Source organism: Mesorhizobium sp. M0514, from assembly GCF_040321145.1.
Lineage (GTDB): Bacteria > Pseudomonadota > Alphaproteobacteria > Rhizobiales > Rhizobiaceae > Mesorhizobium.
This window is the reverse complement of the sequence record NZ_JAMYQZ010000007.1, coordinates 63,232-87,557: the sequence shown is the minus strand read 5'-3', so window position 1 is coordinate 87,557 and position 24,326 is coordinate 63,232. Positions and strand designations below refer to the sequence as shown.

At 64.3% G+C, this 24,326-nt stretch carries 24 protein-coding genes; 12 read left to right on the top strand and 12 right to left on the bottom strand.

All coding sequences use genetic code 11. From position 1 onward, the window contains the following. The first annotated feature begins 24 nt into the window (after positions 1-24). Together NKI61_RS05280 and NKI61_RS05275 are read left to right on the top strand one after the other, a co-directional pair. Positions 25-387: a hypothetical protein gene (locus NKI61_RS05280; RefSeq protein ID WP_023671233.1), complete on the top strand. Its 363-nt coding sequence runs from the start codon at positions 25-27 to the stop codon at positions 385-387. A gap of 123 nt (positions 388-510) precedes the next feature. After that, positions 511-1,008: a hypothetical protein gene (locus NKI61_RS05275; protein WP_352838961.1), complete on the top strand. Its 498-nt coding sequence runs from the start codon at positions 511-513 to the stop codon at positions 1,006-1,008. Between the two features lie 26 nt (positions 1,009-1,034). Here NKI61_RS05275 and NKI61_RS05270 read toward each other — a convergent pair whose 3' ends face one another. From NKI61_RS05270 to NKI61_RS05250, 5 genes are read right to left on the bottom strand one after another with little or no spacing between them, the layout of a single operon-like run. Continuing rightward, positions 1,035-1,340 carry an urease subunit beta gene (locus tag NKI61_RS05270; protein WP_352838960.1) on the bottom strand — a complete coding sequence of 102 codons (306 nt, stop codon included), beginning with the start codon at positions 1,338-1,340 and terminating at the stop codon, positions 1,035-1,037. Positions 1,341-1,348: 8 nt separating this feature from the next. Further along, entirely contained in the window at positions 1,349-1,942 is a 594-nt protein-coding gene (locus NKI61_RS05265; RefSeq protein WP_352838959.1) for a HupE/UreJ family protein, read from the bottom strand. A 29-nt stretch (positions 1,943-1,971) separates the two neighbouring features. Next, entirely contained in the window at positions 1,972-2,226 is a 255-nt protein-coding gene (locus NKI61_RS05260; RefSeq protein ID WP_023671229.1) for a DUF1272 domain-containing protein, read from the bottom strand. A gap of 11 nt (positions 2,227-2,237) precedes the next feature. After that, positions 2,238-2,540, bottom strand: a complete 303-nt coding sequence (locus NKI61_RS05255) for an urease subunit gamma (protein ID WP_023671228.1) — start codon at positions 2,538-2,540, stop codon at positions 2,238-2,240. Positions 2,541-2,570: 30 nt separating this feature from the next. Continuing rightward, positions 2,571-3,413, bottom strand: a complete 843-nt coding sequence (locus tag NKI61_RS05250) for an urease accessory protein UreD (protein WP_352838958.1) — start codon at positions 3,411-3,413, stop codon at positions 2,571-2,573. 214 nt (positions 3,414-3,627) lie between these two features. Between NKI61_RS05250 and NKI61_RS05245 the strand changes: the two genes are divergently transcribed. The 3 genes from NKI61_RS05245 to NKI61_RS05235 all read left to right on the top strand — a co-directional run bounded on the left by NKI61_RS05245 (position 3,628) and on the right by NKI61_RS05235 (position 5,953). Then, positions 3,628-3,882: an acyl carrier protein gene (locus NKI61_RS05245; RefSeq protein ID WP_023671226.1), complete on the top strand. Its 255-nt coding sequence runs from the start codon at positions 3,628-3,630 to the stop codon at positions 3,880-3,882. Between the two features lie 5 nt (positions 3,883-3,887). Next, positions 3,888-5,096 (top strand): beta-ketoacyl-[acyl-carrier-protein] synthase family protein, encoded by a 1,209-nt coding sequence (locus NKI61_RS05240; protein WP_352838957.1) that lies wholly within the window; start codon positions 3,888-3,890, stop codon positions 5,094-5,096. A gap of 152 nt (positions 5,097-5,248) precedes the next feature. After that, positions 5,249-5,953: a glutathione S-transferase family protein gene (locus tag NKI61_RS05235; protein WP_023671224.1), complete on the top strand. Its 705-nt coding sequence runs from the start codon at positions 5,249-5,251 to the stop codon at positions 5,951-5,953. A 25-nt stretch (positions 5,954-5,978) separates the two neighbouring features. On the opposite strand, the gene NKI61_RS05230 is transcribed toward NKI61_RS05235, so the two are convergent. From NKI61_RS05230 to NKI61_RS05220, 3 genes are all read right to left on the bottom strand, one after another. Beyond that, positions 5,979-6,350 carry a hypothetical protein gene (locus NKI61_RS05230; RefSeq protein ID WP_023683605.1) on the bottom strand — a complete coding sequence of 124 codons (372 nt, stop codon included), beginning with the start codon at positions 6,348-6,350 and terminating at the stop codon, positions 5,979-5,981. A gap of 85 nt (positions 6,351-6,435) precedes the next feature. Then, positions 6,436-7,056 carry a nucleoside triphosphate hydrolase gene (locus NKI61_RS05225; protein ID WP_023671222.1) on the bottom strand — a complete coding sequence of 207 codons (621 nt, stop codon included), beginning with the start codon at positions 7,054-7,056 and terminating at the stop codon, positions 6,436-6,438. Between the two features lie 269 nt (positions 7,057-7,325). Next, positions 7,326-8,417 (bottom strand): hypothetical protein, encoded by a 1,092-nt coding sequence (locus NKI61_RS05220; protein ID WP_023683606.1) that lies wholly within the window; start codon positions 8,415-8,417, stop codon positions 7,326-7,328. Between the two features lie 266 nt (positions 8,418-8,683). On the opposite strand from NKI61_RS05220, the gene recG reads away from it, so the two are divergent. Further along, positions 8,684-10,792, top strand: a complete 2,109-nt coding sequence (gene recG / locus NKI61_RS05215; RefSeq protein WP_027050382.1) for an ATP-dependent DNA helicase RecG — start codon at positions 8,684-8,686, stop codon at positions 10,790-10,792. On the opposite strand, the gene NKI61_RS05210 is transcribed toward recG, so the two are convergent. The 4 genes from NKI61_RS05210 to NKI61_RS05195 all read right to left on the bottom strand — a co-directional run bounded on the left by NKI61_RS05210 (position 10,744) and on the right by NKI61_RS05195 (position 15,870). Continuing rightward, positions 10,744-11,514 (bottom strand): DUF502 domain-containing protein, encoded by a 771-nt coding sequence (locus NKI61_RS05210; RefSeq protein WP_031193123.1) that lies wholly within the window; start codon positions 11,512-11,514, stop codon positions 10,744-10,746. The two genes, recG and NKI61_RS05210, sit on opposite strands and share 49 nt — an antisense overlap. Positions 11,515-11,606: 92 nt before the next feature. Next, positions 11,607-13,430, bottom strand: coding sequence for a glutamine--fructose-6-phosphate transaminase (isomerizing) (gene glmS / locus NKI61_RS05205; protein ID WP_352444069.1), 1,824 nt, complete (start codon positions 13,428-13,430; stop codon positions 11,607-11,609). Positions 13,431-13,624: 194 nt separating this feature from the next. After that, positions 13,625-14,998 (bottom strand): bifunctional UDP-N-acetylglucosamine diphosphorylase/glucosamine-1-phosphate N-acetyltransferase GlmU, encoded by a 1,374-nt coding sequence (gene glmU / locus NKI61_RS05200; protein WP_352838956.1) that lies wholly within the window; start codon positions 14,996-14,998, stop codon positions 13,625-13,627. Between the two features lie 122 nt (positions 14,999-15,120). Next, entirely contained in the window at positions 15,121-15,870 is a 750-nt protein-coding gene (locus NKI61_RS05195; protein ID WP_023704550.1) for a cytochrome c biogenesis CcdA family protein, read from the bottom strand. 217 nt (positions 15,871-16,087) lie between these two features. On the opposite strand from NKI61_RS05195, the gene NKI61_RS05190 reads away from it, so the two are divergent. The 6 genes from NKI61_RS05190 (at position 16,088) to NKI61_RS05165 (ending at position 24,291) form a co-directional block, all read left to right on the top strand. Then, positions 16,088-16,465, top strand: coding sequence for a COG4315 family predicted lipoprotein (locus NKI61_RS05190; RefSeq protein ID WP_023725729.1), 378 nt, complete (start codon positions 16,088-16,090; stop codon positions 16,463-16,465). A 316-nt stretch (positions 16,466-16,781) separates the two neighbouring features. Further along, positions 16,782-19,445 carry a type I DNA topoisomerase gene (topA, locus tag NKI61_RS05185; RefSeq protein WP_352745641.1) on the top strand — a complete coding sequence of 888 codons (2,664 nt, stop codon included), beginning with the start codon at positions 16,782-16,784 and terminating at the stop codon, positions 19,443-19,445. A 4-nt stretch (positions 19,446-19,449) separates the two neighbouring features. Further along, on the top strand, positions 19,450-21,756 hold the full coding sequence (gene rnr, locus NKI61_RS05180) for a ribonuclease R (RefSeq protein WP_352745638.1): 2,307 nt from the start codon (positions 19,450-19,452) through the stop codon (positions 21,754-21,756). Then, complete coding sequence (locus tag NKI61_RS05175; RefSeq protein WP_027050375.1) at positions 21,756-22,208, top strand: DUF983 domain-containing protein; 453 nt, start codon at positions 21,756-21,758, stop codon at positions 22,206-22,208. The genes rnr and NKI61_RS05175 overlap by 1 nt, the downstream gene beginning before the upstream one ends. 87 nt (positions 22,209-22,295) lie before the next feature. Next, on the top strand, positions 22,296-23,036 hold the full coding sequence (locus NKI61_RS05170; RefSeq protein WP_352838955.1) for an NUDIX hydrolase: 741 nt from the start codon (positions 22,296-22,298) through the stop codon (positions 23,034-23,036). Positions 23,037-23,115: 79 nt separating this feature from the next. Then, entirely contained in the window at positions 23,116-24,291 is a 1,176-nt protein-coding gene (locus NKI61_RS05165; protein ID WP_352838954.1) for an MFS transporter, read from the top strand. The last annotated feature ends 35 nt before the right edge of the window (positions 24,292-24,326 follow it).

The following is a 24,326-nucleotide window of genomic DNA, read 5'->3' as shown; positions in this document are numbered from 1 at the left end:
GCCAAATCGATGAAAGGAAAATACATGCGCAAAATCATCGTTCTTGCAGCCGCCGCCACGCTGGCCTCCGCAACCGTAGCCGGCGCCCAGCAGCAGCCCACGCCGCAACCGAAGCCGGCGGCGCCCAGCGCTCAGCCGGCGGCGCCGGCGATCCAGAAGGTCAACATCGTCGATATCAGCGAATTGCCCAAGGCCACCCAGACGCAGGTCAATCAGGTGATTGCCCAGCGTGGCGATGCCGGGCTGCAGAAACTGCGCTCTTCGATCGACGCGACGCCGCAGATCAAGTCGGCGCTCGAAGCCAAGGGGCTCACCTCGGCACAGGTGGTCGCCGCCAGCATGACCACCGATGGCGCGCTGACCCTTGTCACCAAGAAGGCAAGCTGAAAGAAGCGCCTGGCGGGCCGGCACCCGGCCCGCCAGCCCACAGGGAACCTTCGCCCGACAGGAGGCGTTTCGTTCCTTTGGCGCCGAACGGCGTTGCACAGAAAAGTCCACCAGGAGCGAGCAATGCCTGTCTTTGCCGACACCAGATGGCTCCAGAGCCTTGCTGCCTGCACATTTCTCGCAGCTTTCGGCCCGCAAGCCGCGCAAGGTCTTGAAAGCGCTGACGCCGTCAACCGGGCCGACACCGTCGACAGGATCGTCGGCTCCGATGTCCGGCAGGAAGAGGCACGAACGGAACCACAGACCAACAAGATCATCACCGCGATCGAGCGGACGCGTGAGAACATCGGCGCCGTGCGCAAGACGTCCAAACTCGATACTGTGGATATCGTCTTCCTCACCGACGCGGCACGCAGCGAAGGCGGCCCGCCGCCGGCCGTCGAGAGCAAGGTCGAACAGCATCAGGACGACATTGCGGAACTGCGCAAGGAGATCGACGCCAACGCCTTGCTGTTCAACGCCATCGATTCGCGGCGCGTGCTTACGGAAGACGTCCTTGCGGTGGAATTCGACGGCTCGGCAAGAATCGTCATCTACGCGGCGGCCAGGCCGTCGAACTGACCTCAGGGCGCTCGACCCCGTCGATCTCACAGCCTGCCCATGCTCTTCTGCTGAAAACCGTAGACCTCGCGTTTTCCTCCGAACGGCACCAGCGTGACGTCCCGCTCTTGTCCCGGTTCGAAGCGCATCGCGGTGCCGGCGGCAATGTCCAGACGCATGCCGCGCGCTTTGTCGCGGTCGAATTTCAACCCCTCATTGGTCTCGAAGAAATGGTAGTGGCTGCCGACCTGGATCGGCCGGTCGCCGCTGTTGGCGACCTTCAGCGTCACCGTCGGCAGCCCCTTGTTGAGCTCGATGTCGCCGCTTGCGGTGATGATTTCGCCGGGAATCATCGTTAGCCTCACAAAACGCCGAAGACCAGGCCGCCGCCGACTGCAGCACAAGCGGCGCCAGCGGCGCGGGCAAGCCCGCGAAAGCGCATGCCGAGGCCAAGGCCGGCAGCGATGCCCATGGCATGGAGAAGTGCGGTGGCAACGGCAAAGCCGGCCATATAGTCAAGCCCACCTGCATTTTCCGGCACTTCGGTGCCGTGGGCATGGCCATGGAACAGCGCGCACAGGCCGATGATGGCGACTCCGGCCGAGACCGGCAGATCGACCGCCAACGCCACCAGCGAGCCAAGCGCGACGACGGAGGCAAGGATGCCCGGTTCGACGAAAGGCACCGGCACGTGGAGCATGCCGAACGCGCCGCCGACCAGCATGACGCCGACAAAGGCCAGCGGCCAGGCCCAGATCGCCTTGCCGCCCTTGAGCGCCGCCCACAGGCCGACGGCGACCATGACGGTCATATGGTCGAGGCCGGACAGCGGATGCGCGAAGCCCGCCGCGAAGGACGAGGTGGTGCCGATGCCGACATGGGCATAAGCGGGCATCGCCGCCGCCAGCAGCAGGATCGCTGCAAGCGTGGTGCGTTTGGTTGAAGCAGAGATCATCGGTCTTCCCTTCGAAGTCACGAAAACAATCACGCAGCCTTGCGCGGGCCGCAGCCCTCGGCCTTGAGCACGCGTTGGGTCGAGGCCGGATATTTCACCAGTTTCTCCACTGGGCGGATCGGGCGTGCGGAAAAATTGCCGCCGCAGTTCGGGCAGACGCCGCCCAGCACATGTTCAGCGCAGTCAGCGCAGAAGGTGCATTCAAAGGTGCAGATCAGCGCGTCCGCCGCTTCCGGCGGCAGGTCCTTGTCGCAGCATTCGCAATTCGGTCGCAGCTCCAGCATCGTTTTTCTCCTCACCTGATCGGTTCGTGAACGGTCACCAGCTTGGTGCCGTCGGGAAAGGTCGCCTCGACCTGCACGTCGTGGATCATCTCGGCGATGCCTTCCATCACCTGCGCGCGGGTGATGACATGGGCGCCGGCCTCCATCAGTTCGGCGACCGGGCGGCCGTCGCGGGCGCCCTCGACGACGAAATCGGTGATCAGCGCGATCGCTTCGGGGTGATTGAGCTTGACGCCGCGTTCCAGCCGCTTGCGCGCCACGATCGCCGCCATGGCGATGAGCAGCTTGTCCTTTTCACGCGGCGTCAGGTTCATGCGCTTTCCTGGATTTGGCCTGGATTTGGCTCAGAGTGACCATAATTTGGGCAGACCCGCCCGCCCGTTGAGCAGTTCGACGAGCGGAACCAGCCGCTTGCGCAGCTGATAGCCGTCCTCGGCAAACAGCCTCGCAAGAAGCTTGCCAGATTTTTTGACGCTCCAGGCGCTGGCATCGCCGTCGGCGCCGATGATGTCGCGGGCCGGATCGAGCAAGGCTTCTGCCTGCGGCGAGACCATCAGCAGCGTCGCAGCGGCAATGGCGCCGCCGGCGACCGCCGGGCGGCCAAGTGCCGCCGCGATAGCCGGCCCGATGCGGAAATCCTCGGCATGAACGAGCGCACCATCCTGGCGGACACGCCAACGGTCGTGGAAATGGCCGTGCGCGGCCTCTTCGCCCATGGCGAGGCGGCCGAATATGGTGGCTTCAAGCAGCAATGCCTCGGCGCCTGCGGCAAGCTCGACCTCGAGCGTGCGGGCAAAGGCCGAGCGGTCGAAGACGATGGTTTCCTGGGGCAGCCAGGCGATACGCCCGCCTGCGCCGACGCTGAGCTTCACCCGAACTTCGGCGCGGTCGCTAGCGGCACGATAGATCTTTTCGCAGGCCTGGGTGGTTATCGAGGCGGAGGCACCTGGCCCGACATCGATTTCCCAGCCGAGCCGATCGCCGCCGGTCAGACCGCCGGCGGTGTTGATGAGCACGGCTTCGAGCGGATCGGCCGCAACGGCCGGCATGCGGATTTTGGCCGAGCCGTCCTGATAGAGGCGCACAAGCCGAGTGCGTCCGTCCCTGACGCCGCACGCAAGCCGGGCCGCCCCGGCCGCGCGCTGGGCCGGAAGAGCTGAGATCAAGACATGCTGCAACGTATCCACGGCGCTAACGTTAAGCACTACCGGCGCTTTGTCGATATGGTGCTTGTTGATATAGCTTGTTGCTTGACAGCGTTTCCGTTTCTATAGAGGGAGCCTCTTTGGAACGGTCATGCAGCGCCTGGCGGGTTTTTGAAGGCGACGGCGATTTCAGTCCGGGCAACAGGGGCGCCAACCAATCGGCACCGCGACGTTATAAAATTGGGGAAGGAATCGAATGGCTGACGAGCTGGCAACGGAAATCATCGCCAAGATCAGGGCACATGCGGAGCCCGGTGGCGAAGAGATCACCACCAATACGGAATTGACCGCGCTTGGCATCCATTCCCTGGAACTGACCGAGATCATCTTCGATCTCGAGGAGCAGTACGGCATCGAGATCGAGATGAACACGGTCGATGCCTGGAGTAATCTCAAGAATGTCGGCGATATGGTTGAGGCTGTTCGCGCGCTGATTGCGAAAAAAGCCTGAGCTGAATGCAAAAGCGCGTCGTCATTACCGGCATCGGCGGCATATGCGGGCTCGGCGCCAATGCGCCTGCAATCTGGAACGAAATGCGGGCCGGCCGATCGGCCATCGGTCAAATCAGCAATCCCGGTTTGCATGATTTGAAGGTCAGGGTCGGCTGCGAAATCAAGACGCTGCCCGACCATGGCATCAGCCACAAGCAGACCGTGTCGATGGACCGCTTCAGCCTTTTGGCGACGATTGCCGCGCGCGAAGCCATGCAGCATGCCGGCCTGACATCGACTGAAGCAACCACCTACCGGATGGGCGCGGTCGTCGGCGTCGGCGTCTGCGGCTGGGAGGCGATCGAGGAGAACTACCGCGCCATTCTGGTCGACGGCAAGAACCGGGCCGGCATCTTCACCGTGCCAAAAGTGATGCCGAGTGCGGCGTCCGGCCATGTCAGTATGAATCTCGGCCTGCGCGGGCCGGTGTTCGGCGTCACTTCGGCCTGTTCGTCGTCGAATCATGCCTTTGCTTCGGCGGTCGACCAGATCCGGCTCGGCCGCGCCGATGTCATGGTCGCCGGCGGCACCGACGCGCCGCTGCTCTGGGGCATCCTGAAAGGCTGGGAAGCCCTGAGGGTGCTGGCGCCCGATACCTGCCGGCCGTTCTCGGCCGATCGCCAGGGCCTGTCGCTCGGCGAAGGTGCTGGAATGGCGGTGCTGGAAACGTATGAACACGCCATGGCCCGCGGCGCGACCATTCTGGCCGAATTTGCCGGAGCCGGCCTTTCCGCCGACGCTTCCGATATCGTCGCGCCGACTGTCGAGGGACCGACTGCGGCGATGCGCGCCTGCCTGGCGGACGCCGGGCTCAATCCCGAGGACGTCGATTATCTCAACGCCCACGGCACCGGCACCAAGGCCAACGACCAGATCGAGACGGCGGCAATCAAGCGCGTCTTCGGCGACCATGCCTACAAGCTGTCGGTGTCGTCGACCAAGTCCATGCATGCCCATTGCCTCGGCGCCTCGGGCGGCCTGGAAATGATCGCCTGCGTGATGGCGATCCGCGAAGGCATCGTGCCGCCGACGGCCAATTTCCGGCAGGCCGACCCCGACTGCGATCTCGACATCACGCCGAATGTGGCGCGCGAGCGCAAGGTGCGCGCGGCGATCAGCAACGGTTTTGCCTTCGGCGGCACCAATGCCGTGGTGGCGTTCAAGGCGGTCTGACGGCAAGCGACTGGCCTGAGCGACTGGCCCTGAATGACTGCGAAGACGGTGTGTGCACCTTCGACCGGTTGATCGGCAAAGAAGCCGAGGATAATCCTTCGCAACTCGCCAGACGGCGCGATACCGCGCCAAATTCCCGACCGGAGCTTTCGATGACCGACCTGTCCGCCTTTCCGATCACCAAGCGCTGGCCGGCCAGCCACCCCGACCGCCTGCAGCTCTATTCCGCGACGACGCCGAATGGGGTGAAAGTCTCGATCGCGCTGGAAGAACTCGGCCTCCCCTACGAGGCGCATCTGGTGGATATCGGCAAGGACCAGAGCTGGACGCCGGAATTCCTGTCGCTGAACCCGAACGGCAAGATACCCGCGATCATCGACCCCGACGGGCCGGGCGGCAGGCCATTCGGCCTGTTCGAATCCGGCGCCATCCTGCTCTACCTCACCGACAAGACCGGCAAGCTGATCCCTGCCGATCCGGCGCGGCGCTACGAGACCATCCAATGGGTGTTCTTCCAGATGGCGGCGATCGGGCCGATTTTCGGACAGGTCGGGTTTTTCAACAAATTCGCCGGACGCGAGATCGCCGACAAGCGGCCGCTGGATCGCTACCGCAATGAATCGCGGCGGCTGATCGGGGTGCTGGAGACGCGGCTGAAGGGTCGAACCTGGATCATGGACGACGACTATACCATCGCCGACATTTCGATGCTGGGCTGGGTGCGCAATCTGATCGGCTTCTACGAGGCGCGCGAACTCGTCGGCTTCGACGACTTCCCCACCGTCGCGGCATGGCTGGAGCGCGGGCTGGCGCGGCCCGCGGTGCAGCGCGGCCTGACCATTCCCGCCAGGAATTGACCTCGGCCAGCCGAAGCAGCCGGGTCTATTTCGCCTTGGCCTTGCTTTTCGAGCCGCCCTTGCCGATGACGGACGCAGCGAGCGACGCAGCGCCCCTGGCTGTCGCCGCCACCGCACCAGCGGCGACATTGGCGGTCGCCTTGACGGTGCGCATCGCGCCGCCGGCCACCGAGCCGCTGCTTGCCGGCTTCTTGGGTTTGGCGGTTTTCGCCGTCACCTTTGCCGTCGCCACCGGTTCTACCTTCTTTGGCGCCGCTTTGCCGAAAGCCGGCTTTGCGTCCTTGGACCGCTCGGCGATCGCCGGGCCGGCGCCTGCCTTCGCCTGCGTGGCCTTTGCCTGCCTGGCTTTGGGTTGAGCGGTCTTGCTCTTGGCGGGTGTTTTTGCCTTGGTTGCCATCTGACGGTTCCCTCACGGCGGCACGATTGCCGATGAGAGATAACGACCTGAAAGTCTTAAGGTTCCCGTTCCGAAGTCCAGCGAACTATGCGGGATCGCCAACAACCAGGTCGGCGGACCTGCGACGGCCGAGCACGCGATCGATGTTGGGCATGTCGTTGGAAGCGATCCAAGCGCGGGCGTCTTCGTCGGAGCGGCCATGCTCGTGCCAGCGCACCAGAAGGCGGCGCTCGAGTTCGGCACGCGGCACATCGACAAAGATGGTGAAGTCGAACAGCGGCGCCAGCCGCGACCACGGCTCCTCGTCCAGCAGGAGGTAATTGCCTTCGACCAGGATGAACTTGGTCTCGGCGGCAACGATGGAGGCGGCGGCGCGCGACAATTCCATGCTGCGGTCGAACACCGGAATGGCGATGTCTGGCTCGCCCGAACGGATGCGCTTCAACAGCGTCTCGAAGCCGGCGAAGTCGAAAGTCTCCGGCGCGCCCTTTCTTGACCGCAGGCCGCGCTGGTCGAGCACGATGTCATCATAGTGGAAGCCGTCCATCGGCACGACTTCAGCCGCGCCCTCCGGCAACAGATCATGCAGGCCGGCCGAGAGCGTCGACTTGCCGGCGCCGGGCGGGCCGGCAATGGCGACGATGAAGCGTTTCGCCTTGCCAGCGCGCTTGAAGATGGTGGCGGCGAGATGGGCGATTTCGGACATTGGGCGCTTCCAGTTATGCTTTGCATCTTGTCGGCAGTTTGAGGAAATTTCAAACCGCGATTTGGGCAATCTCACGACATCCGCCACGTCAGCGCTGCCCCTCGTCGCCCTGCCGGTGTGCAGCCGGTAGATGGGTAACACTTCTCCCCCTATGCGTCCGCCGCAGGGCCAAGCAGATTGGTTGGCGCGGCGGTGCGGCGGACAAGCTCCATGTGCCGTGTGTCGAGGATGCCGGCAGGCAGGTGAGGGGCAGGGCCAGCGTTCGAAAATCAGCCGGGCTGGCCGATCCGCAGGAAATCGCTGTCGAACCTGACATCGCGGGTCGAACCATCGGCTCCGGTGAGACGCATGTGACCTGAGGCTGTCCCGATATCGCGCGGCGGCTCGCCGCTCGTCAGCGGCAGCGTGCCGATGACATGGCGGAAGGAGACTTCGCCGCCGAGGGTAAAAGCGGTCGCGACCCCTTCGCGCTTCAGCCAATTGTCGTCGATCGATGCGGCATGGCCGATGGCGGCGCGGCCGTCCTCGATGCCGAGCACGCCGCGATGGCGGCTGCTCCACGGCGCGTAGTCGCGGCCGCCATTGCTGAACCACAGCATGGTGACCGGAAGCTCCGCCGGGTTCTTCAGCACCAGCACCAGATCCTGTTCGGCCCGGCGCGCCAGCGCCGTCCAGCCCGGACCGTCATGATCGGCTTCGACCAGGGTGATGAAATCCTCGCGCTCATCCTCCATGCGGTAGTCGGTGAGATCGAGCGTGCCGCCGCCAGTGGCTGGAAAGCGCGTCAGATCGGTCGAGCGGGCGGGATAGGAAAGCTTGAAGCGACCGCGGGCCGGATCGGGCTCCAGCGGTGCGTCCAGTGTCCCGGCAAAGCGCTTCGGCGAGAAGGCCAGCCGGCCGCCATCGCGCATCGCCGCCATCGGATGGTGGGCGGCGGAGACCGCGCCGGAACCGCCGGAAAAGACATGCTCCTGATAGAGAAAGGGATGACAGTTGCGGAGCGTGAAGATCTTGTCGACCGTCGCGCCCATCACCGTGCGGCGCAACCGGAAGACGGCCCGCCAGCCGTCGGATGTCGCTTCGCTGGCGGTGACATCCCAGGCGCTGTTGGCCGGCCAGCCATGCAGCGGTGCGGCCTCGATGTCGCTGGCCGAAAACGGTGCGCATAGGAAATCGCCAGACAGCCGCACCGTGCCTTGAGGCAGATCCGGCGGCAGCGTCTCGCCGGCATCGATCCAGGGCGCGCGGTGCAGCGGCTTCAGCTGGCGGCCATCGCTGTCGACCGTCATGTCGGCGATATGGCCGACAGTGAGATCGAGCGTGACCGAAATGCCCTTTGCCTTGATCGTGACCGTATCCATCCGCGCACCTGCTGATTCTGATGGCAGCGAACAAACCCGCTCCGTGACGGATGCGCAAGCACAGCGACCGGCATTTTGCATCAGGGCGATTTTTACCCTCCCCCTTGTGGGGAGGGTCGGCGAGCACGCTTCGCAAAGCGAAGCGAGTGAGACGGGGTGGGGGTGCGGCGCTGACCTACCGACTTCCTCGAAAGTTAGCCGCGCACCTACCCCCATCCCGCTCCGCTTCGAGGATCGACCCTCCCCACAGGGGGGAGAGTGAAGCCATGCGCCCCTCCCTCCTCGACCCTCTCTTCGTCCCGATCACTTCGCTTGCCGGCGTCGGCCCCAAGGTTGGCGCTCTGATCGAGAAGGTGGTGGCGGCCGATCTCGGCGAACGGCCGGCGCGCGCCGGCGACCTGTTGTTCGTTCTGCCGCACACCGTCATAGACCGCCGCAATCGTCCCGGCATCGCGCTTGCGCCGGCCGGCGCCATCGTCACGCTCGACGTGCGCATCGACCGCCACCAGCCGCCGCCGCGCGGCAACCGGTCGGTGCCTTACCGCGTCTATGCCCATGACGACACCGGCGAGATCGGCCTGATCTTCTTCCACGCCCATGCCGCCTATCTCGAAAAGGCGATGCCGGTGGGCGAGCATGTCGTCGTCTCCGGCCGCATGGAGTGGTTCAACGGCCGCCCGACCATGGTCCATCCCGACCATATCGCCCTGGTGAGCGAGGCGGAAACACTGCCGCTGGTCGAACCGGTCTATCCGCTGACCGCCGGCCTGTCGGGCAAGGTGCTGCGCCGCGCCATCGGCCAGGCGCTCGGCCGGCTGCCGGAATTGTCGGAATGGCAGGACGGCGCCTTCATGCGCAAGCAGACTTTCCCCGCCTTCGCCGACGCGCTCGCCCGCATCCACTATCCCGCGGACCCGATCGATGTCGCCATCGAGGGGGTGGCATGGCGCCGCCTTGCCTATGACGAGCTTCTCGCCGGCCAGGTCTCGCTGGCATTGGTGCGGGCAAAAGTGCGCCGCCTGTCGGGCCGGCCGCTCATCGGCGACGGTCGCATCGTTGAGAAACTGCGCGCAGCCCTGCCCTATTCATTGACCGGCAGCCAGGAATTCGCGCTTGCCGAAATCAATGCCGATCTGGCCGACCCCGAGCGCATGCTGCGCCTGCTGCAAGGCGATGTCGGCTCCGGCAAGACGGTGGTGGCGCTGCTGGCCATGGGGCGCGCAGTCGAGGCCGGTGGCCAGGCGGCATTGATGGCGCCGACCGAGATCCTGGCGCGCCAGCATCTGGCGACGATCACGCCTTTGGCCGAACAGGCCGGCCTGCGCGTCGCTATCCTGACCGGCCGCGAAAAGGGCCGCGAACGCACTGAAACGCTATCAGGTCTCGCCAGCGGCGAGATCGACATCGTCGTCGGCACCCATGCGCTGTTCCAGGAAACGGTGACCTATCACGACCTCGTCTTTGCCGTGGTCGACGAGCAACACCGCTTCGGCGTCCACCAGCGGCTTGCCATCACCGCCAAGGGCGACGCCCCCGACATGCTGGTGATGACGGCGACGCCGATCCCGCGCACTCTGGTGCTGACCGCCTTCGGCGACATGGACGTCTCCAAGCTGACGGAAAAACCGATCGGCCGCCAGCCGATCCGCACCGTCACGCTGCCACTGGAACGGCTGGACGAGTTGGTCGGTCGCATGCTGGACGCGGTTGCCGACGGCCAGAAGATCTACTGGATCTGCCCGCTGGTCGAGGAATCCGAAGAGATCAAGCTGATGTCGGCCGAGGACCGTTTTGCCTCGCTGCAGCCCTTGTTCGGCGATCGCATCGGCCTCGTCCACGGCCGCATGAAGGGTGCCGAAAAGGACGAGGCGATGCGCGCCTTCAAGGCCGGCGAAACCCGCATCCTGATCGCCACCACCGTTATCGAGGTCGGCGTCGACGTGCCGGACGCCACGATCATGGTCATCGAGCATGCCGAGCGTTTTGGCCTGGCGCAACTGCACCAGCTGCGCGGCCGCGTCGGGCGCGGCGACAAGCCTTCTTCCTGCGTGCTGCTTTACAAGGACCCGCTCGGCGAGACGGCAAAGCGCCGGCTGTCGGTGATGCGCGAGACCGAGGACGGTTTCCTGATCGCCGAAGAGGATCTGAAGCTGCGCGGCGAAGGCGAATTGCTCGGCACCCGCCAGTCCGGCACGCCGGGCTTCCAGGTGGCGCGCATCGAGGTGCACGCCGACTTGCTCGAAGCAGCCCGCGACGATGCAAGGCTGATCCTGTCGCGCGACCCGGAACTACAGTCTGAGCGCGGCGAGGCGCTGCGCCTGCTGCTCTATTTGTTCGGCCGCGACGAGGCCGTACGGCTCTTGCGCGCCGGCTGAGCGCCCTCGGCGATCAGCCCGCCAAGCGGCGGGTTGGCGAGATCTCCGTCGATCGGCTGGCCGTTCATCGTCACCATTTTCGGCTTGACTTCGGGCGCCACCAGCCCGGCCGAGACGATCAGCCTGGCGCCGTCCTCGATCGTCATGTCGAGCAGCACGATGTCGGATTTCGGCACGTACATCAGGAAACCGGTGGTAGGGTTCGGCGTGCACGGCATGAACACGGCGATCATCGGGTCGCCTGCATGGTCGAGCTTCTGGTTGATCTCGGTTTCCTTCTCGCTGGCGACGAAGACCAGCGACCAGACGCCTTTTCGCGGATATTCGACCAGCCCGACCTGGCGGAACATATCGCCCTTGTTCGACAGCACCGTCTGGAAAATCTGCTTCAGCGAACCGTAGATGCCGCGCACCAGCGGCATACGGCCAAGCAGCCGTTCGCCGAAATTGACGATGGCGCGACCGACGATGTTGGCGGTCATGAAGCCGATCAGCGTGATCAGCACGAGCGCCACGATCAGGCCGAAGCCGGGCACCGGAAACGGCAAATAGGTGTCGGGGCTGTAGCGCGCCGGAATGTACGGCTTCACCCAGGAATCGACCCAGCCGACGAACGACCAGGCGATATAGGCGGTGATCGCCAGCGGCGCGCAGACGATAAAGCCTGTGAGGAAATAGTTCCTCAGCCGGGTCATGCCGGAAGTTCTGGGAGCATCGGACATGGTTCACCGGGGATGCGGGTTGCAGCGCCACACTAGTGAAGCGGACGGCGCTTTGGAACTGCGAAGTTTTTTAGACCCCCGATGAGCGCCGACTACTCCACGGTCACCGATTTCGCCAGATTGCGCGGCTGGTCGACGTCCGTCCCCATGAACACGGCGGCGTAGTAGGCCAGCATCTGGATCGGCAGCGCATAGATGATCGGCGAGATGATTTCCGGCACGTCAGGCAGGATGATCGTCTCCATCGTCTTCAAGCTCACCTGAGCCGCGCCCTTGGCGTCGGTGATCAGGATGATCTTGCCGCCGCGCGCCGCCACCTCCTGCATGTTCGACACAGTCTTTTCGAAGATGCGGTCATGCGGCGCGATGACGATGACCGGCATGTTTTCGTCGATCAGTGCGATCGGGCCATGCTTCAGTTCGCCCGCGGCATAACCCTCGGCATGGATGTAGGAGATTTCCTTGAGTTTCAGCGCGCCTTCCATGGCGAGCGGGAAATTGGTGTCGCGGCCGAGATAGAGCACGTCCTTGTAGCGCGAGATTTCGCGCGCGATGCGCTCGATCTGCTCCTCGAGCTTGAGCACCTGGTTGGCGTAGCGAGGCGCCTCCGAAAGAGCGCGCACCAGCGTCTTTTCCTCGTCCTTCGAGATCGTGCCGCGGGCCACACCCGCACGCACCGCCAGCGAGGCCAGCACCGAAAGCTGGCAGGTGAAAGCCTTGGTCGAGGCGACGCCGATCTCCGGCCCGGCCAACGTCGGCAGCACGACGTCGGATTCGCGCGCCATGGTCGATTCGCGCACATTGACGATGGCGCCGATCTTCATGCCCGCCTTGCGGCAATAGCGCAGCGAGGCCAGCGTGTCGGCGGTTTCGCCGGACTGCGAGATGAAGAAGGCAGCATCATCAGCCGATAACGGCATTTCGCGATAGCGGAATTCCGAGGCGACATCGATGTCGACCGGCAGCCGCGCATAGCGCTCGAACCAGTATTTGCTGATCAACCCCGCGAGATAGGCGGTGCCGCAGGCCGAGATCGCCAGCCGGCCGATCTTAGCGAAGTCGAACGGCAGTTCCAGCGGCTTCGACACGCCAGAGACGAAATCGACATAGTGCGCCAGCGTATGCGAGATCACTTCGGGCTGTTCATGGATTTCCTTTTCCATGAAATGGCGGCGGTTGCCCTTGTCGACCATGAAGCTGGTCGACAGTGATTGCTGGCGCTTGCGGGCAACCTCTTTGCCGTCGATGTCGAAGATGGTGACGCCATCGCGGCGCACCACCGCCCAGTCGCCGTCTTCGAGATAGGTGATGGAATTGGTGAACGGCGCCAGCGCGATGGCGTCGGAGCCCAGAAACATCTCGCCATCGCCATGGCCGACGGCCAGCGGCGGGCCATTGCGGGCGCCGACGATGAGATCCTCGTCGCCGGTGAACATGATGGCCAGAGCAAAGGCGCCTTCCAGCCGCTTCAGCGCCTGGTGCGCCGCCTCGATCGGCTTCAGCCCTTTGGCAAGCTGCCGCGCCACCAGATGCGCTACGACCTCGGTATCGGTCTGCGACGAGAAGGAATAGCCGTCGCGGATCAGCTCATCGCGCAACTCGGCGAAATTCTCGATGATGCCGTTGTGAACGATGGCGACGCCGTCGGAGAAATGCGGATGGGCGTTGGTCTCGTTGGGCACGCCATGTGTGGCCCAGCGCGTGTGGCCGATGCCGATCGTGCCATCGAGCGGCTCGTCCTTCAGCCGGCGTTCGAGGTTGATCAGCTTGCCTTCGGCGCGGCGGCGGCCAAGCCGGCCATGCTCGATCGTGGCGACACCGGCCGAGTCATAGCCGCGATATTCCAGCCGCTTCAAAGCATCGACGATGAGCGGCGCGACTTGGCTCTGGCCGACAATTCCGACGATACCGCACATGCGCCTGCCCCCGATTCACCTGGAAAACCAGTCCCGATGGAAAACCAGCGCTATCTAGGGATTGCCGGCCCGCCGCGAAAGTCACTTTGCGTTTCGTCTGCTGTAACGGAACGCTTCTCAACCCGATGCACCATGACACACCGCTCTTGCAATCCGGTTACCGCAATTCCTCGGTTGTTCAATTGCTTCGGCGGTTAATGGCCGGTGCCGGCCTTTTTCTTCGCCGCTGCGGCAGACGCGAAGCGCTCGCGCAATTCCTTGCCCTTGCCGGGAATGGTCTTCTGGCGGGCGCGGCCGAAGGCCAGCGCATCGTCCGGCACGCTTTCGGTTATGACGCTACCCGAGGCGATGTAGCCGCCCTTGCCGATCGTAACCGGCGCCACCAGCGACGAGTTCGAACCGATGAAGGCGCCCTCGCCGATGTCGGTGAAAAACTTCGAGTAGCCGTCATAGTTGCAGGTAATGGTGCCGGCGCCGATATTGGCCCCCGCGCCCACACGGGCATCGCCGATATAAGTCAGATGATTGACCTTGGCGCCCTCCTCGATGACCGCCTGCTTGACCTCGCAGAAATTGCCGACCTTGGCTTTCTCGCGGAGATCGGCGCCTGGCCTGAGCCGTGCGAACGGACCGACGTCGCAATTGGCAGCGACGGTCGCGCCTTCGATGTGGCTGAAGGCGTGGATCTTGGCGCCGCCGGCGATTTTCACGCCCGGGCCGAACCAGACATTGGGCTCGACGATGGTGTCGGCGCCGATTTCGGTGTCATGCGAGAAATACACAGTTTCCGGCGCAATCAGCGTCACGCCCGACAGCATGGCCTCGTGCCGCCGGCGCACCTGCCAGATGCCTTCGGCCTGCGCCAGTTCGGCACGGTTGTTGATACCGAGCGCGCTCTCGAAGCTGGTTTCGGTGGCAACGACATCGAGGCCTTTTGCACTGGCGAGCTCGACGATGTCGGTGAGATAGAACTCGCCCTTGGCGTTCTTGTTGCCGACTTGGTCAAGCAGATCGAGCGCATGCTTGCCCGCCACCGCCATCATGCCGGAATTGCAGAAGCCGATTTTCTTTTCCTCGGCGGAGCAGTCCTTCTCCTCGCGGATGGCGGTGAGCTTGCCACCTTTTTCGATCAGCCGGCCATAGCCGGTCGGGCTGGGCGGACGGAAACCGATCACCACGACGGCCGCGCCATCGGCAAGCTTTTGCCGCGCGGTCACCAGGGCTTCAGCATCGATCAGCGGCGTATCACCGAACATCACGAGAATATCGTCATAACCCTTTGATATCGCGTCGCGCGCAGCCAGCACGGCATGCGCAGTGCCGAGCCGCTTCTCCTGCACGAAGGTCTCGGCCTTGGGCGCGAATTTCGCCGCCGCCTTGCGCATATCATCGGCGCCATGGCCGATCACCAGCGCCTGGCTGCGGGCGCCGGCGGCCTCGGCCGCTTTCACCACATGGGCGACCATCGGCAGTCCGGCGATCTGGTGCAGCACCTTCGGCATCGCGCTCTTCATGCGCGTGCCTTCGCCGGCGGCGAGAATGACGGACAAGCAGGATCTCTGGCTCATGGAAGGACAACCGTATGAATGGGATCAGGAATCGCAGAGTGGTAGCATCTGGCGCCATGCTGCACCAATGGGGTTAAATTCCGGTGAGGTGATGAGGCAGTTCACTCTCGATCAGCGGATCTCTACCCCAGCCGGCCCAGCACCGGAACATTCTCCAGCAGCCAGTAGGACACCGTCTGCACGCCGCCGGTGAGGAAGAACACGCCGGCGACGACCAGCAGCGCGCCGATGGCTTTTTCGACGCGGCCGAGATGGACGCGGAACCTGCCGAGGAAGCGCATGAAGGCGCCGGAGAACAGGGCAGCGATCAGGAACGGAATGCCGAGGCCAAGCGAATAGGCGGCGAGCAGCAGCGCCCCCTCGCCCACCGTCTCGCGGCCGCCGGCCAAGGTCAGGATCGGCCCCAGCACCGGGCCGATGCACGGCGTCCAGCCAAAGGCGAAGGCCAGCCCCATGACATAGGCGGCGACCATGCTGGCAGGCTTGCCCTGCGACTGAAAGCGCGCCTCGCGCGACAGAAGTGGTATGCGCAGGATGCCGAGGAAATTCAGCCCCATCAGGATGATCAGCACCCCGGCCGCCATCGCCAGCGGCTCCTGCCAGACGCGCAGCCAGTGGCCGATGGTCGAGGCGCCGGCGCCAAGCGCCACGAACACGGTGGAGAAACCGAGTACGAAGGCGAGCGAGGAATAGATGAGCGCGCCGCGGGCGCCGGCCTTGGCCGTGACGCCAGCATCGTCACCGCGAAAATCGTCGACCGACACGCCGGCCATGTAGCAGAGATAGGGAGGCACCAGCGGCAGCACGCAAGGCGACAGGAACGAGATCGCCCCCGCTCCGACCGCGCTGACATAGCCGATGTCCAATGGCATTCCAGAACTCCAGATTCCCTGGCGCCGATATAGCGGTGCAAACCCGTGTTCGCCAATCACCATCGTGTGGCATTTGGCTACAGATACGCTCCGGCGGACGAATTGTTGGCGGCCAATCCCAAGTTGACCAAGCCGGGGAAGAAATGTCCCTCGCCGAACGTTCACAGAGCGAAGCCGCGATTTCTGCGCGCTTCGTCGGATCACCAGGGAGATTTCCATGAAAACGATCACCGTCGGCCTGGCCGCCCTTCTGCTCAGCACCGCCGCATCCTTCGCCGCCGAAGCGTGGAAGGAAGCGGAAGTCGGTGGCACCAAGATCTACACCGATGCCAATGGCATGACGCTCTATACCTATGACAAGGACGAGAAGGGCAAGACCAACTGCTACGACAAATGCGCCACCAACTGGCCGCCGCTGAAGGCCGAGGACGGCGCCAAGGCGGACGACGAATGGACCATCGTCGACCGCACCGACGGCACGAAGATGTGGGCCTATGACGGCAAGCCGGTCTACACCTTCATCAAGGACAAGAAGGCCGGTGACATCACCGGCGACGGCGTCGGCGAAGTCTGGCACATCGTCAAGGCCGACTGATCGTCCGAACCTCTATCCCGCCCGCCATCGGCGGGACTCGGCTGGCCGCCGGCTCCAAGCGACCCGGCGGCCAGTTCGGCATTTACGGGCAGCACGAACCGGTCGCGGCGCCTTTCCCGGTGGCTCGAAACACGAACCGTCCCAGACAAAAATTTTGTGATCTTCTCCATACACTTTAAGAGTGTATTGCGGCACACGCCTCCGCATTTTGGCCGCTTGCCCTTGACCGATCGCAAAAGCGCGGCCATGTGAGCGACCAATTGAATGCGTCACGCAGCGGAATTCTTCTGCCGCCCCACAGCTGATATGAGACCTCATGGACGTCGTCGTCGTCGAATCGCCGGCCAAGGCAAAGACAATCAACAAGTATCTCGGCAAGAACTTCAAGGTTCTGGCCTCGTTCGGCCATGTCCGCGATCTGCCGGCCAAGGATGGTTCGGTGCGTCCCGACGAGGATTTCGCCATGTCCTGGGCGGTCGACACCGCGTCCGGAAAGCGTCTCACCGACATCGCCAACGCGGTCAAGGATGCCGATGGCCTGATCCTCGCCACCGATCCGGATCGCGAGGGCGAAGCCATTTCCTGGCACGTGCTGGAGGTCCTCAAGCAGAAGCGCGTGTTGAAGGACAAGCCGGTCAGCCGCGTCGTCTTCAATGCCATAACCAAGTCGTCGGTGCTGGAAGCGATGGCCAATCCGCGCCAGATCGATGCACCATTGGTCGATGCCTATCTGGCTCGCCGCGCACTCGATTATCTCGTCGGCTTCACGCTGTCGCCGGTGCTGTGGCGCAAATTGCCGGGCGCCCGTTCGGCCGGCCGCGTCCAGTCGGTGGCGCTGCGCCTGGTCTGCGACCGCGAATCCGAGATCGAGCGCTTCATCCGCGAGGAATACTGGCAGATCGCTGCCCTCCTCGGCACGCCACGTAACGACAGCTTCGAGGCGCGGCTGACCGCGTTCGAGCGCAAGAAGCTGCAGAAGCTCGACATCGCCAGCAAGGCGCAGGCCGACGATATCAAGGGCATGCTCGAAGGCGCGACCTTCAAGGCTCTGTCGGTGGAAGCCAAACCGACAAGGCGCAATCCTGGCCCGCCCTTCACCACTTCGACGCTGCAGCAGGCGGCATCGTCCGGCCTCGGCTTTTCGGCGACGCGCACCATGCAGGTGGCGCAGCGCCTCTATGAAGGTATGGAGATCGGCGGCGAGACTACCGGCCTGATCACCTATATGCGAACCGACGGCGTGCAGATGGCGCCGGAGGCGATCGACGCCGCCCGCGACACCATCGCCAAGGAATTCGGCCCAAGATACCTCCCGGAAAAGCCGCGCCAGTACACAGCCAAGGCCAAGAATGCCCAGGAAGCGCACGAGGCGGTCCGCCCGACCGATTTCATGCGCACGCCGGCTTCGGTCAGGCAGTATCTCGATTCCGACCAGCTGCGGCTTTACGAATTGATCTGGAAGCGCGCCATCGCCAGCCAGATGCAGTCGGCCGAGATCGAGCGTACCACGGTCGAAATCGAGGCGGTCAATGGCGCTCGCACCGCGGAGCTTCGCGCCGTCGGTTCCGTCGTTCGCTTCGACGGCTTCATCGCCGCCTACACCGACCAGAAGGACGACGACGCCGAAGACGAGGAAAACCGTCGTCTGCCCGAGATCCGTGCCGGCGAGCAGCTGGCCCGTCAGGCGATCAATGCCACCCAGCACACCACCGAGCCGCCGCCGCGCTACTCCGAGGCGTCGCTGATCAAGAAGCTGGAAGAGCTCGGCATCGGCCGTCCGTCGACCTACACCGCGATCCTGAAGACGTTGGAAGACCGCGACTACGTCACCATCGACAAGCGCCGGCTGGTGCCGCAGGCCAAGGGCCGGCTGCTGTCGGCTTTCCTCGAAAGCTTCTTCGAGCGCTATGTCGAATATGACTTCACGGCCTCACTCGAGGAAAAGCTTGACGAGATTTCCGACGGCAAGCTCGCCTGGAAGGACGTGCTGCGTGACTTCTGGAAAGATTTTTCCGGCGCCGTCGCCGACATCAAGGAACTGCGCGTCACCGACGTGCTCGACGCGCTGAACGAGGAACTGGCGCCGCTGGTGTTCCCCGCGCGGGAGGATGGCTCGAATCCCCGCATCTGCCCAAAATGCGGCTCCGGCAATCTGTCGCTGAAACTCGGCAAGTTCGGCGCCTTCGTCGGCTGCTCCAACTATCCGGAATGTTCCTTTACCCGCCAACTCGGCGATGCCGCCAACCCGAATGGCGAGAATGGCGGCGGCGAGGACGGCACCAAGGTGCTCGGCAACGATCCCTACACGGCAGAGGAAATCACGCTGCGCTCAGGCCGCTTCGGTCCTTATATCCAGCGCGGCGACGGCAAGGAAGCCAAGCGCTCCAGCCTGCCCAAGGGCTGGACGCCCGACTCGATCGACCATGAAAAGGCCTTGGCGCTGCTGTCGCTGCCGCGCGATATCGGCAAGCATCCTGAATCCGGCAAGATGATCTCCGCCGGGCTTGGCCGCTATGGTCCATTCGTTTTGCATGATGGCACCTATGCCAATGTCGACAGCATAGAGGATGTGTTCTCGATCGGCCTCAACCGCGCTGTCACCGTGATCGCCGAGAAGCAGCTGAAGGGCAAGGGCGGCCGCAATGGCGGCACCGCGGCGGCGCTGAAGGAACTCGGCGACCATCCCGATGGCGGCGGCAAGATCGTCGTGCGCGATGGCAAATACGGGCCCTATGTCAACTACGGCAAGGTCAACGCGACACTGCCCAAGGGCAAGGATCCGCAGTCGGTGACCGTCGAGGACGCGGTGGCGCTGATTGCCGAGAAGGAAGCCAAAGGCGGCGGCAAGAAGCCGTTCCGCAAGGCGGCAGCCGCCAAGGCCCCCGCAGCCAAGACAACCACTGGCAAGACAACCACTGGCAAGAAAACCACAGCCAAGGAATCGGCGACCAAGAAGCCGGCGGCGAAGAAAAAGGGATAGCAGCGTGGCGCGCAGGATCACCGGTAGAAGCCACGGCGATCCGCGCACCGCCGATACCCGCGCCAAGGTCAAGGACGACTATCGCCCGTCGCGTGACGAAATCCTGCGCTACATCGCCGAGAACCCCGACCGCGCGGGAAAACGCGACATCGCCAAGGCCTTTGCCTTGCGCGGCGACGACCGCATTTGGCTGAAGGACATCCTGCGCGACCTGCAGGACGAAGGCATCCTGACCAAGGAGCGCAAACGGCTGGCCCGTGTCGGCGCCTTGTCGCATGTCGCCGTACTCGACATTTTTGGCCGCGATGGCGACGGCATCCTGCTGGCGCATCCTGCCGAGCCCGTAGGCACCGGCGAACCGCCTGTCGTCTCGATCCGCGTCTCCCGCGGCGGCAATGGCCCGCAGCCGGGCATTGGCGACCGTGTGCTGGCCAAGACCTTCCCGACCGACGAGGCGACCGGGCCTGCCTATACGGGCCGCGTAATGAAGATTTTCGAGAAGCGGACAGATGCCGTGCTGGGCGTCTTCCGTATCCTGAGGGACGGCACCTTCCGAATCGAGCCGGTCGAACGTCGCCAGCCCGAACTGATCGTCGACAAGGAATTCCAGAACGGCGCCAGGAACGGCGACCTTGTCGAGGTCGAGCCGGCGCGGGCCTCCCGGTATGGTTTGCCGCGCGCAAAAGTGCTGGCTGTGCTGGGCTCGCTGACCAGCGAAAAGGCGGTCTCGATGATCGCCATCCACGCGCACGACATTCCGCATATCTTCCCGGCCGACGTCATCGCCGAATCCGAGGCGGTAAAACCGGCGACGCTTGCTCACCGCGAGGACTGGCGCGACCTGCCGCTGGTGACCATCGACCCGGCCGACGCCAAGGACCATGACGACGCCGTCTTCGCCACGCCCGACCTCGACGAGAAGAACCCCGGCGGCGTGATCGCCACGGTGGCGATCGCCGATGTTGCAGCCTATGTCCGCTATGGCACCGCACTCGATCGCGAGGCGCTGAAACGCGGCAATTCTGTCTATTTCCCCGACCGCGTCGTGCCGATGCTGCCAGAGCGCATCTCCAACGACCTGTGCTCGCTGCGAGAAGGCCAGGACCGTCCCGCGCTTGCCGTGCGCATGATTTTTGCCGCCGATGGCCGCAAGCTGCGTCACACCTTCCACCGCGTCATGATGAAATCGGCGGCAAAGCTCGCCTATCCGCAGGCCCAGGCCGCGATAGACGGCCTTCCTGACGACAAGACCGGCCCGATCCTCGATACGGTGCTGAAGCCGCTGTGGGACGCCTACGCCATCCTCAAGCGCGGCCGCGATGGCCGCCAGCCGCTCGAGCTTGATCTGCCCGAGCGCAAGATCCTGCTCAAGCCGGACGGCACCGTCGACCGCGTCGTCGTCCCGGAGCGGCTCGACGCCCACAAGCTGATCGAAGAATTCATGATCCAGGCCAATGTCGCCGCCGCCGAAACGCTGGAAGCGAAGAAGCAGGCGCTGGTCTACCGCGTCCACGATGCGCCGTCGCTGGCCAAGCAGGAATCGCTGCGCGAGTTCCTGCAGACGCTCGGCCTGTCGCTGGCGCGTGGCGCGCAGATGCGGCCCGCCCAGTTCAACGGCATTCTCGAGCGCGTGCGTGGCGCCGACAATGAGGGGCTGGTCAACGAAGTGGTGCTGCGCTCGCAGAGTCAGGCCGAATATTCGCCCAAGAACATCGGCCATTTCGGCCTCAACCTGAAGCGCTACGCGCATTTCACCTCGCCGATTCGCCGCTATGCCGATCTGATCGTGCATCGCGGGCTGATTGCCGCACTTGGGCTCGGCCCTGGCGGGCTGACGCAGGACGAAGCGACGCAGCTGGAAGACTTCGCGGTGCTGATCTCCGGCACCGAGCGCCGCGCCATGGCGGCCGAGCGCGACACCGTCGACCGGCTGATCGCTGCCTACCTCGCCGAGCGCATCGACGACCGCTTCGACGCCCGCATTTCGGGCGTCACCAAATCGGGACTATTTGTCCAATTGCCGCAGTTTGGCGCAGATGGCTTCATCCCGGTGTCAAGTCTGGATGGCGATTACTATATATATGACGAAACCGCGCGATCGCTGTTCGGAGAACGCACCGGCAAGGGTTATCAGCTTGCCGACCGCGTCGAGGTTCGCCTGATCGAGGTGGCGCCTATGGCCGGCGCGATGCGTTTCGAGATGCTGACCGACCCGAAGCCCCTGCCCGGCTCCAAACGGTCGTTTCACAAGGCAAAAGGCCGCGCCCGCGCGTCGCAATCGCGCCCGGGGTCGCGCGGCAGGAGACGATAATGGCAAGCGAAATGGGAATCCAGAAGCAGGTTTTCGGCGGCGAACATCATTCGGGCCGAGTCGCCCGCCCGCTGTGGACGGCGATGAAGCGCGGCGCCCTTGGCCGCTGCCCGCATTGCGGCGAAGGCAGGTTGTTCGCCGGCTTCACCAAAAGCGTCGACAAATGCGCCGCGTGCGGTGAGGAGTTCCACCACCACCGCGCCGACGACCTGCCCGCTTATCTCGTCATCGTCATCGTCGGCCACATCGTTCTCGGCGCCTTCATGGGCGTCGAGGCGACGTCGACGCTCTCCATGTGGCAGCACATCGCCATTTGGGTGCCGCTGACCATCGTGTTGTCGGTCGCTCTGCTGCAACCGGTCAAGGGCGCCGTCATCGGACTGCAATGGGCGCTCTATATGCACGGCTTCGGCGGCGAAAAAGACGGCACCGAGCCGCATCCCGGAACCTAGTTTGCGTCAGGGCAATGTCGCCTGGCGCAACATGCCGACCGTGAAAGGCCACTTTCGTTTGCCAGAAGTTTCCGCTAGGTCCTGCGCATGGAAGGTATGACCAAGGCGGAAGTCAGCAGGATGGACCGTGGCGCAGCCGCCCACAGCGGCCTGCCCATACGCCCGCGCGATGCCGCCACCCTGATCCTGCTCGACCGCGAGGGCGACGAGATTCTGGTGCTGATGGGCCGGCGCCATGCAGGCCACGCCTTCATGCCCGGCAAGTTCGTCTTTCCCGGCGGCCGCACCGATTCGGCCGACAGCCGCATTGCCGTTGCCACCCCATTGCTCCCGGAGGAAGAAGCCAGGCTGACCGCCGGCGTCGGCCGCATCAGCCCGTCGCGGGCCCGTGCCATCGCGCTCTCGGCCATCCGCGAGACTTATGAGGAAGCCGGCCTGCTCATCGGCAGCAAAGGCTCGTTCGCAACCGACAAACGCGACTGGCAGGGCTTTGTCGAGCACGGCGTCCAGCCTTCGCTGGCGCCGCTGCGCTTCATCGCCCGCGCCATCACCCCGCCCAATCGCGTGCGTCGTTTCGACACCCGCTTCTTCAGCGCCTGGCGCAGCGATGTCGCCGTGGAACTGCCGGGTGGCGGCCCGACCAATGAGCTGGAAGAACTGGTCTGGCTGCCGCTTGCCAAGGCCAGAGAGGCCGATATCCCCGACATCACCCGAACGATCTTGCAGGAGCTGGAGACGCGGCTTGCCGACGATCCGCGCCTGCGACCCGGTGGGTCCGTGCCGTTCTACCGGCTTGTCCGCAACCGCTTCGTTCGCGAAATTCTTTAGAGCAATTCCAGGAAAAGTGTGACGCGGTTTTCCGTCCGGAATTACGCAATATCAAACAAACAGAGTATTCAGGCATCACATGACGGTCGATACCCAGCAAGAGGGCGACGAGCGCGTACATTGGCTACCTATGATCGCCGCGATCTCGTCGATCAGCGTCGTCGGCATCGCCATAGGCCTCGGCATGCCGCTGCTCAGCGTTATTCTCGAGAGCCGCGGCCACTCGGCATCGATGATCGGCCTCAACACCGCGGTCGCCGGCCTCGCCTCGATCGCCGGCGCCCCGCTGGCCACGCCGCTGGCGATGCGCTTCGGCGTCGCCTGGACGATGATCGCCATGATCGCCGCCGGCGCGCTCGCCTTTGTCGGCTTCCACTTCGCGCCGGACTTCTGGATGTGGTTCCCACTACGCGTCGTGTTGCACATCGCGCTGACGGTGCTGTTCATCCTGTCGGAATTCTGGATCAGCACCTCGGCGCCGCCGCGCCGGCGCGGCCTGGTGCTCGGCATCTACGCCACAGTGCTGTCGCTCGGCTTCGCCGCCGGGCCATGGATCTTCGCCCATATCGGCAGCACCGGCTTCTTGCCGTTTGGCGTCATCATCGTCCTGGTCGCGCTGGCCGCAATCCCGGTGCTGGCCGCACGGAATGAAAGTCCCACAATCGTGGTTGACGGCGAAACCAGCAACTTCCTGCGCTACATCTGGCTGGTGCCGACAGCGACCGCCGCCGTGCTGGTGTTCGGCGCCGTCGAGACCGGCGGCTTTGCGCTGTTCCCCGTCTATGGCAACCGCATCGGCTATTCCGAGGCGGATGCAGCCCTCCTGCTCACCATGATCGGCCTCGGCAACGTGCTGTTGCAGATCCCTATCGGCATGATCAGCGACCGCGTCTCAGACCGCCGCTATCTGCTTTTGGCCTGCGCCACGGTCGGACTTGTCGGCACCATCTTCATGCCGTTCTTCGCCGGCAATTGGCACCTGATGGCGGCGCTTCTGTTCGTCTGGGGCGGCGTGGTGGCCGCCATGTACACGATCGGCCTTGCCCATCTGGGCTCGCAGCTCTCCGGCCATGAACTGGCCTCGGCCAACGCCGCCTTCGTGCTCTGCTACGGCGTCGGCATGGTGCTTGGCCCGCAGGCGATCGGCATCGGCATGGATGCCTTCGGGCCCTCCGGCTTCGGCTGGTCGCTCGGCCTGTTCTTTGCCGCCTATCTCGCCTTGGTCAGCGCCAGGCTGGTCCGCAAGATCTGGTAGCCTGTCCGTCGCCAGCCTGCGCAATCCTGACCGGA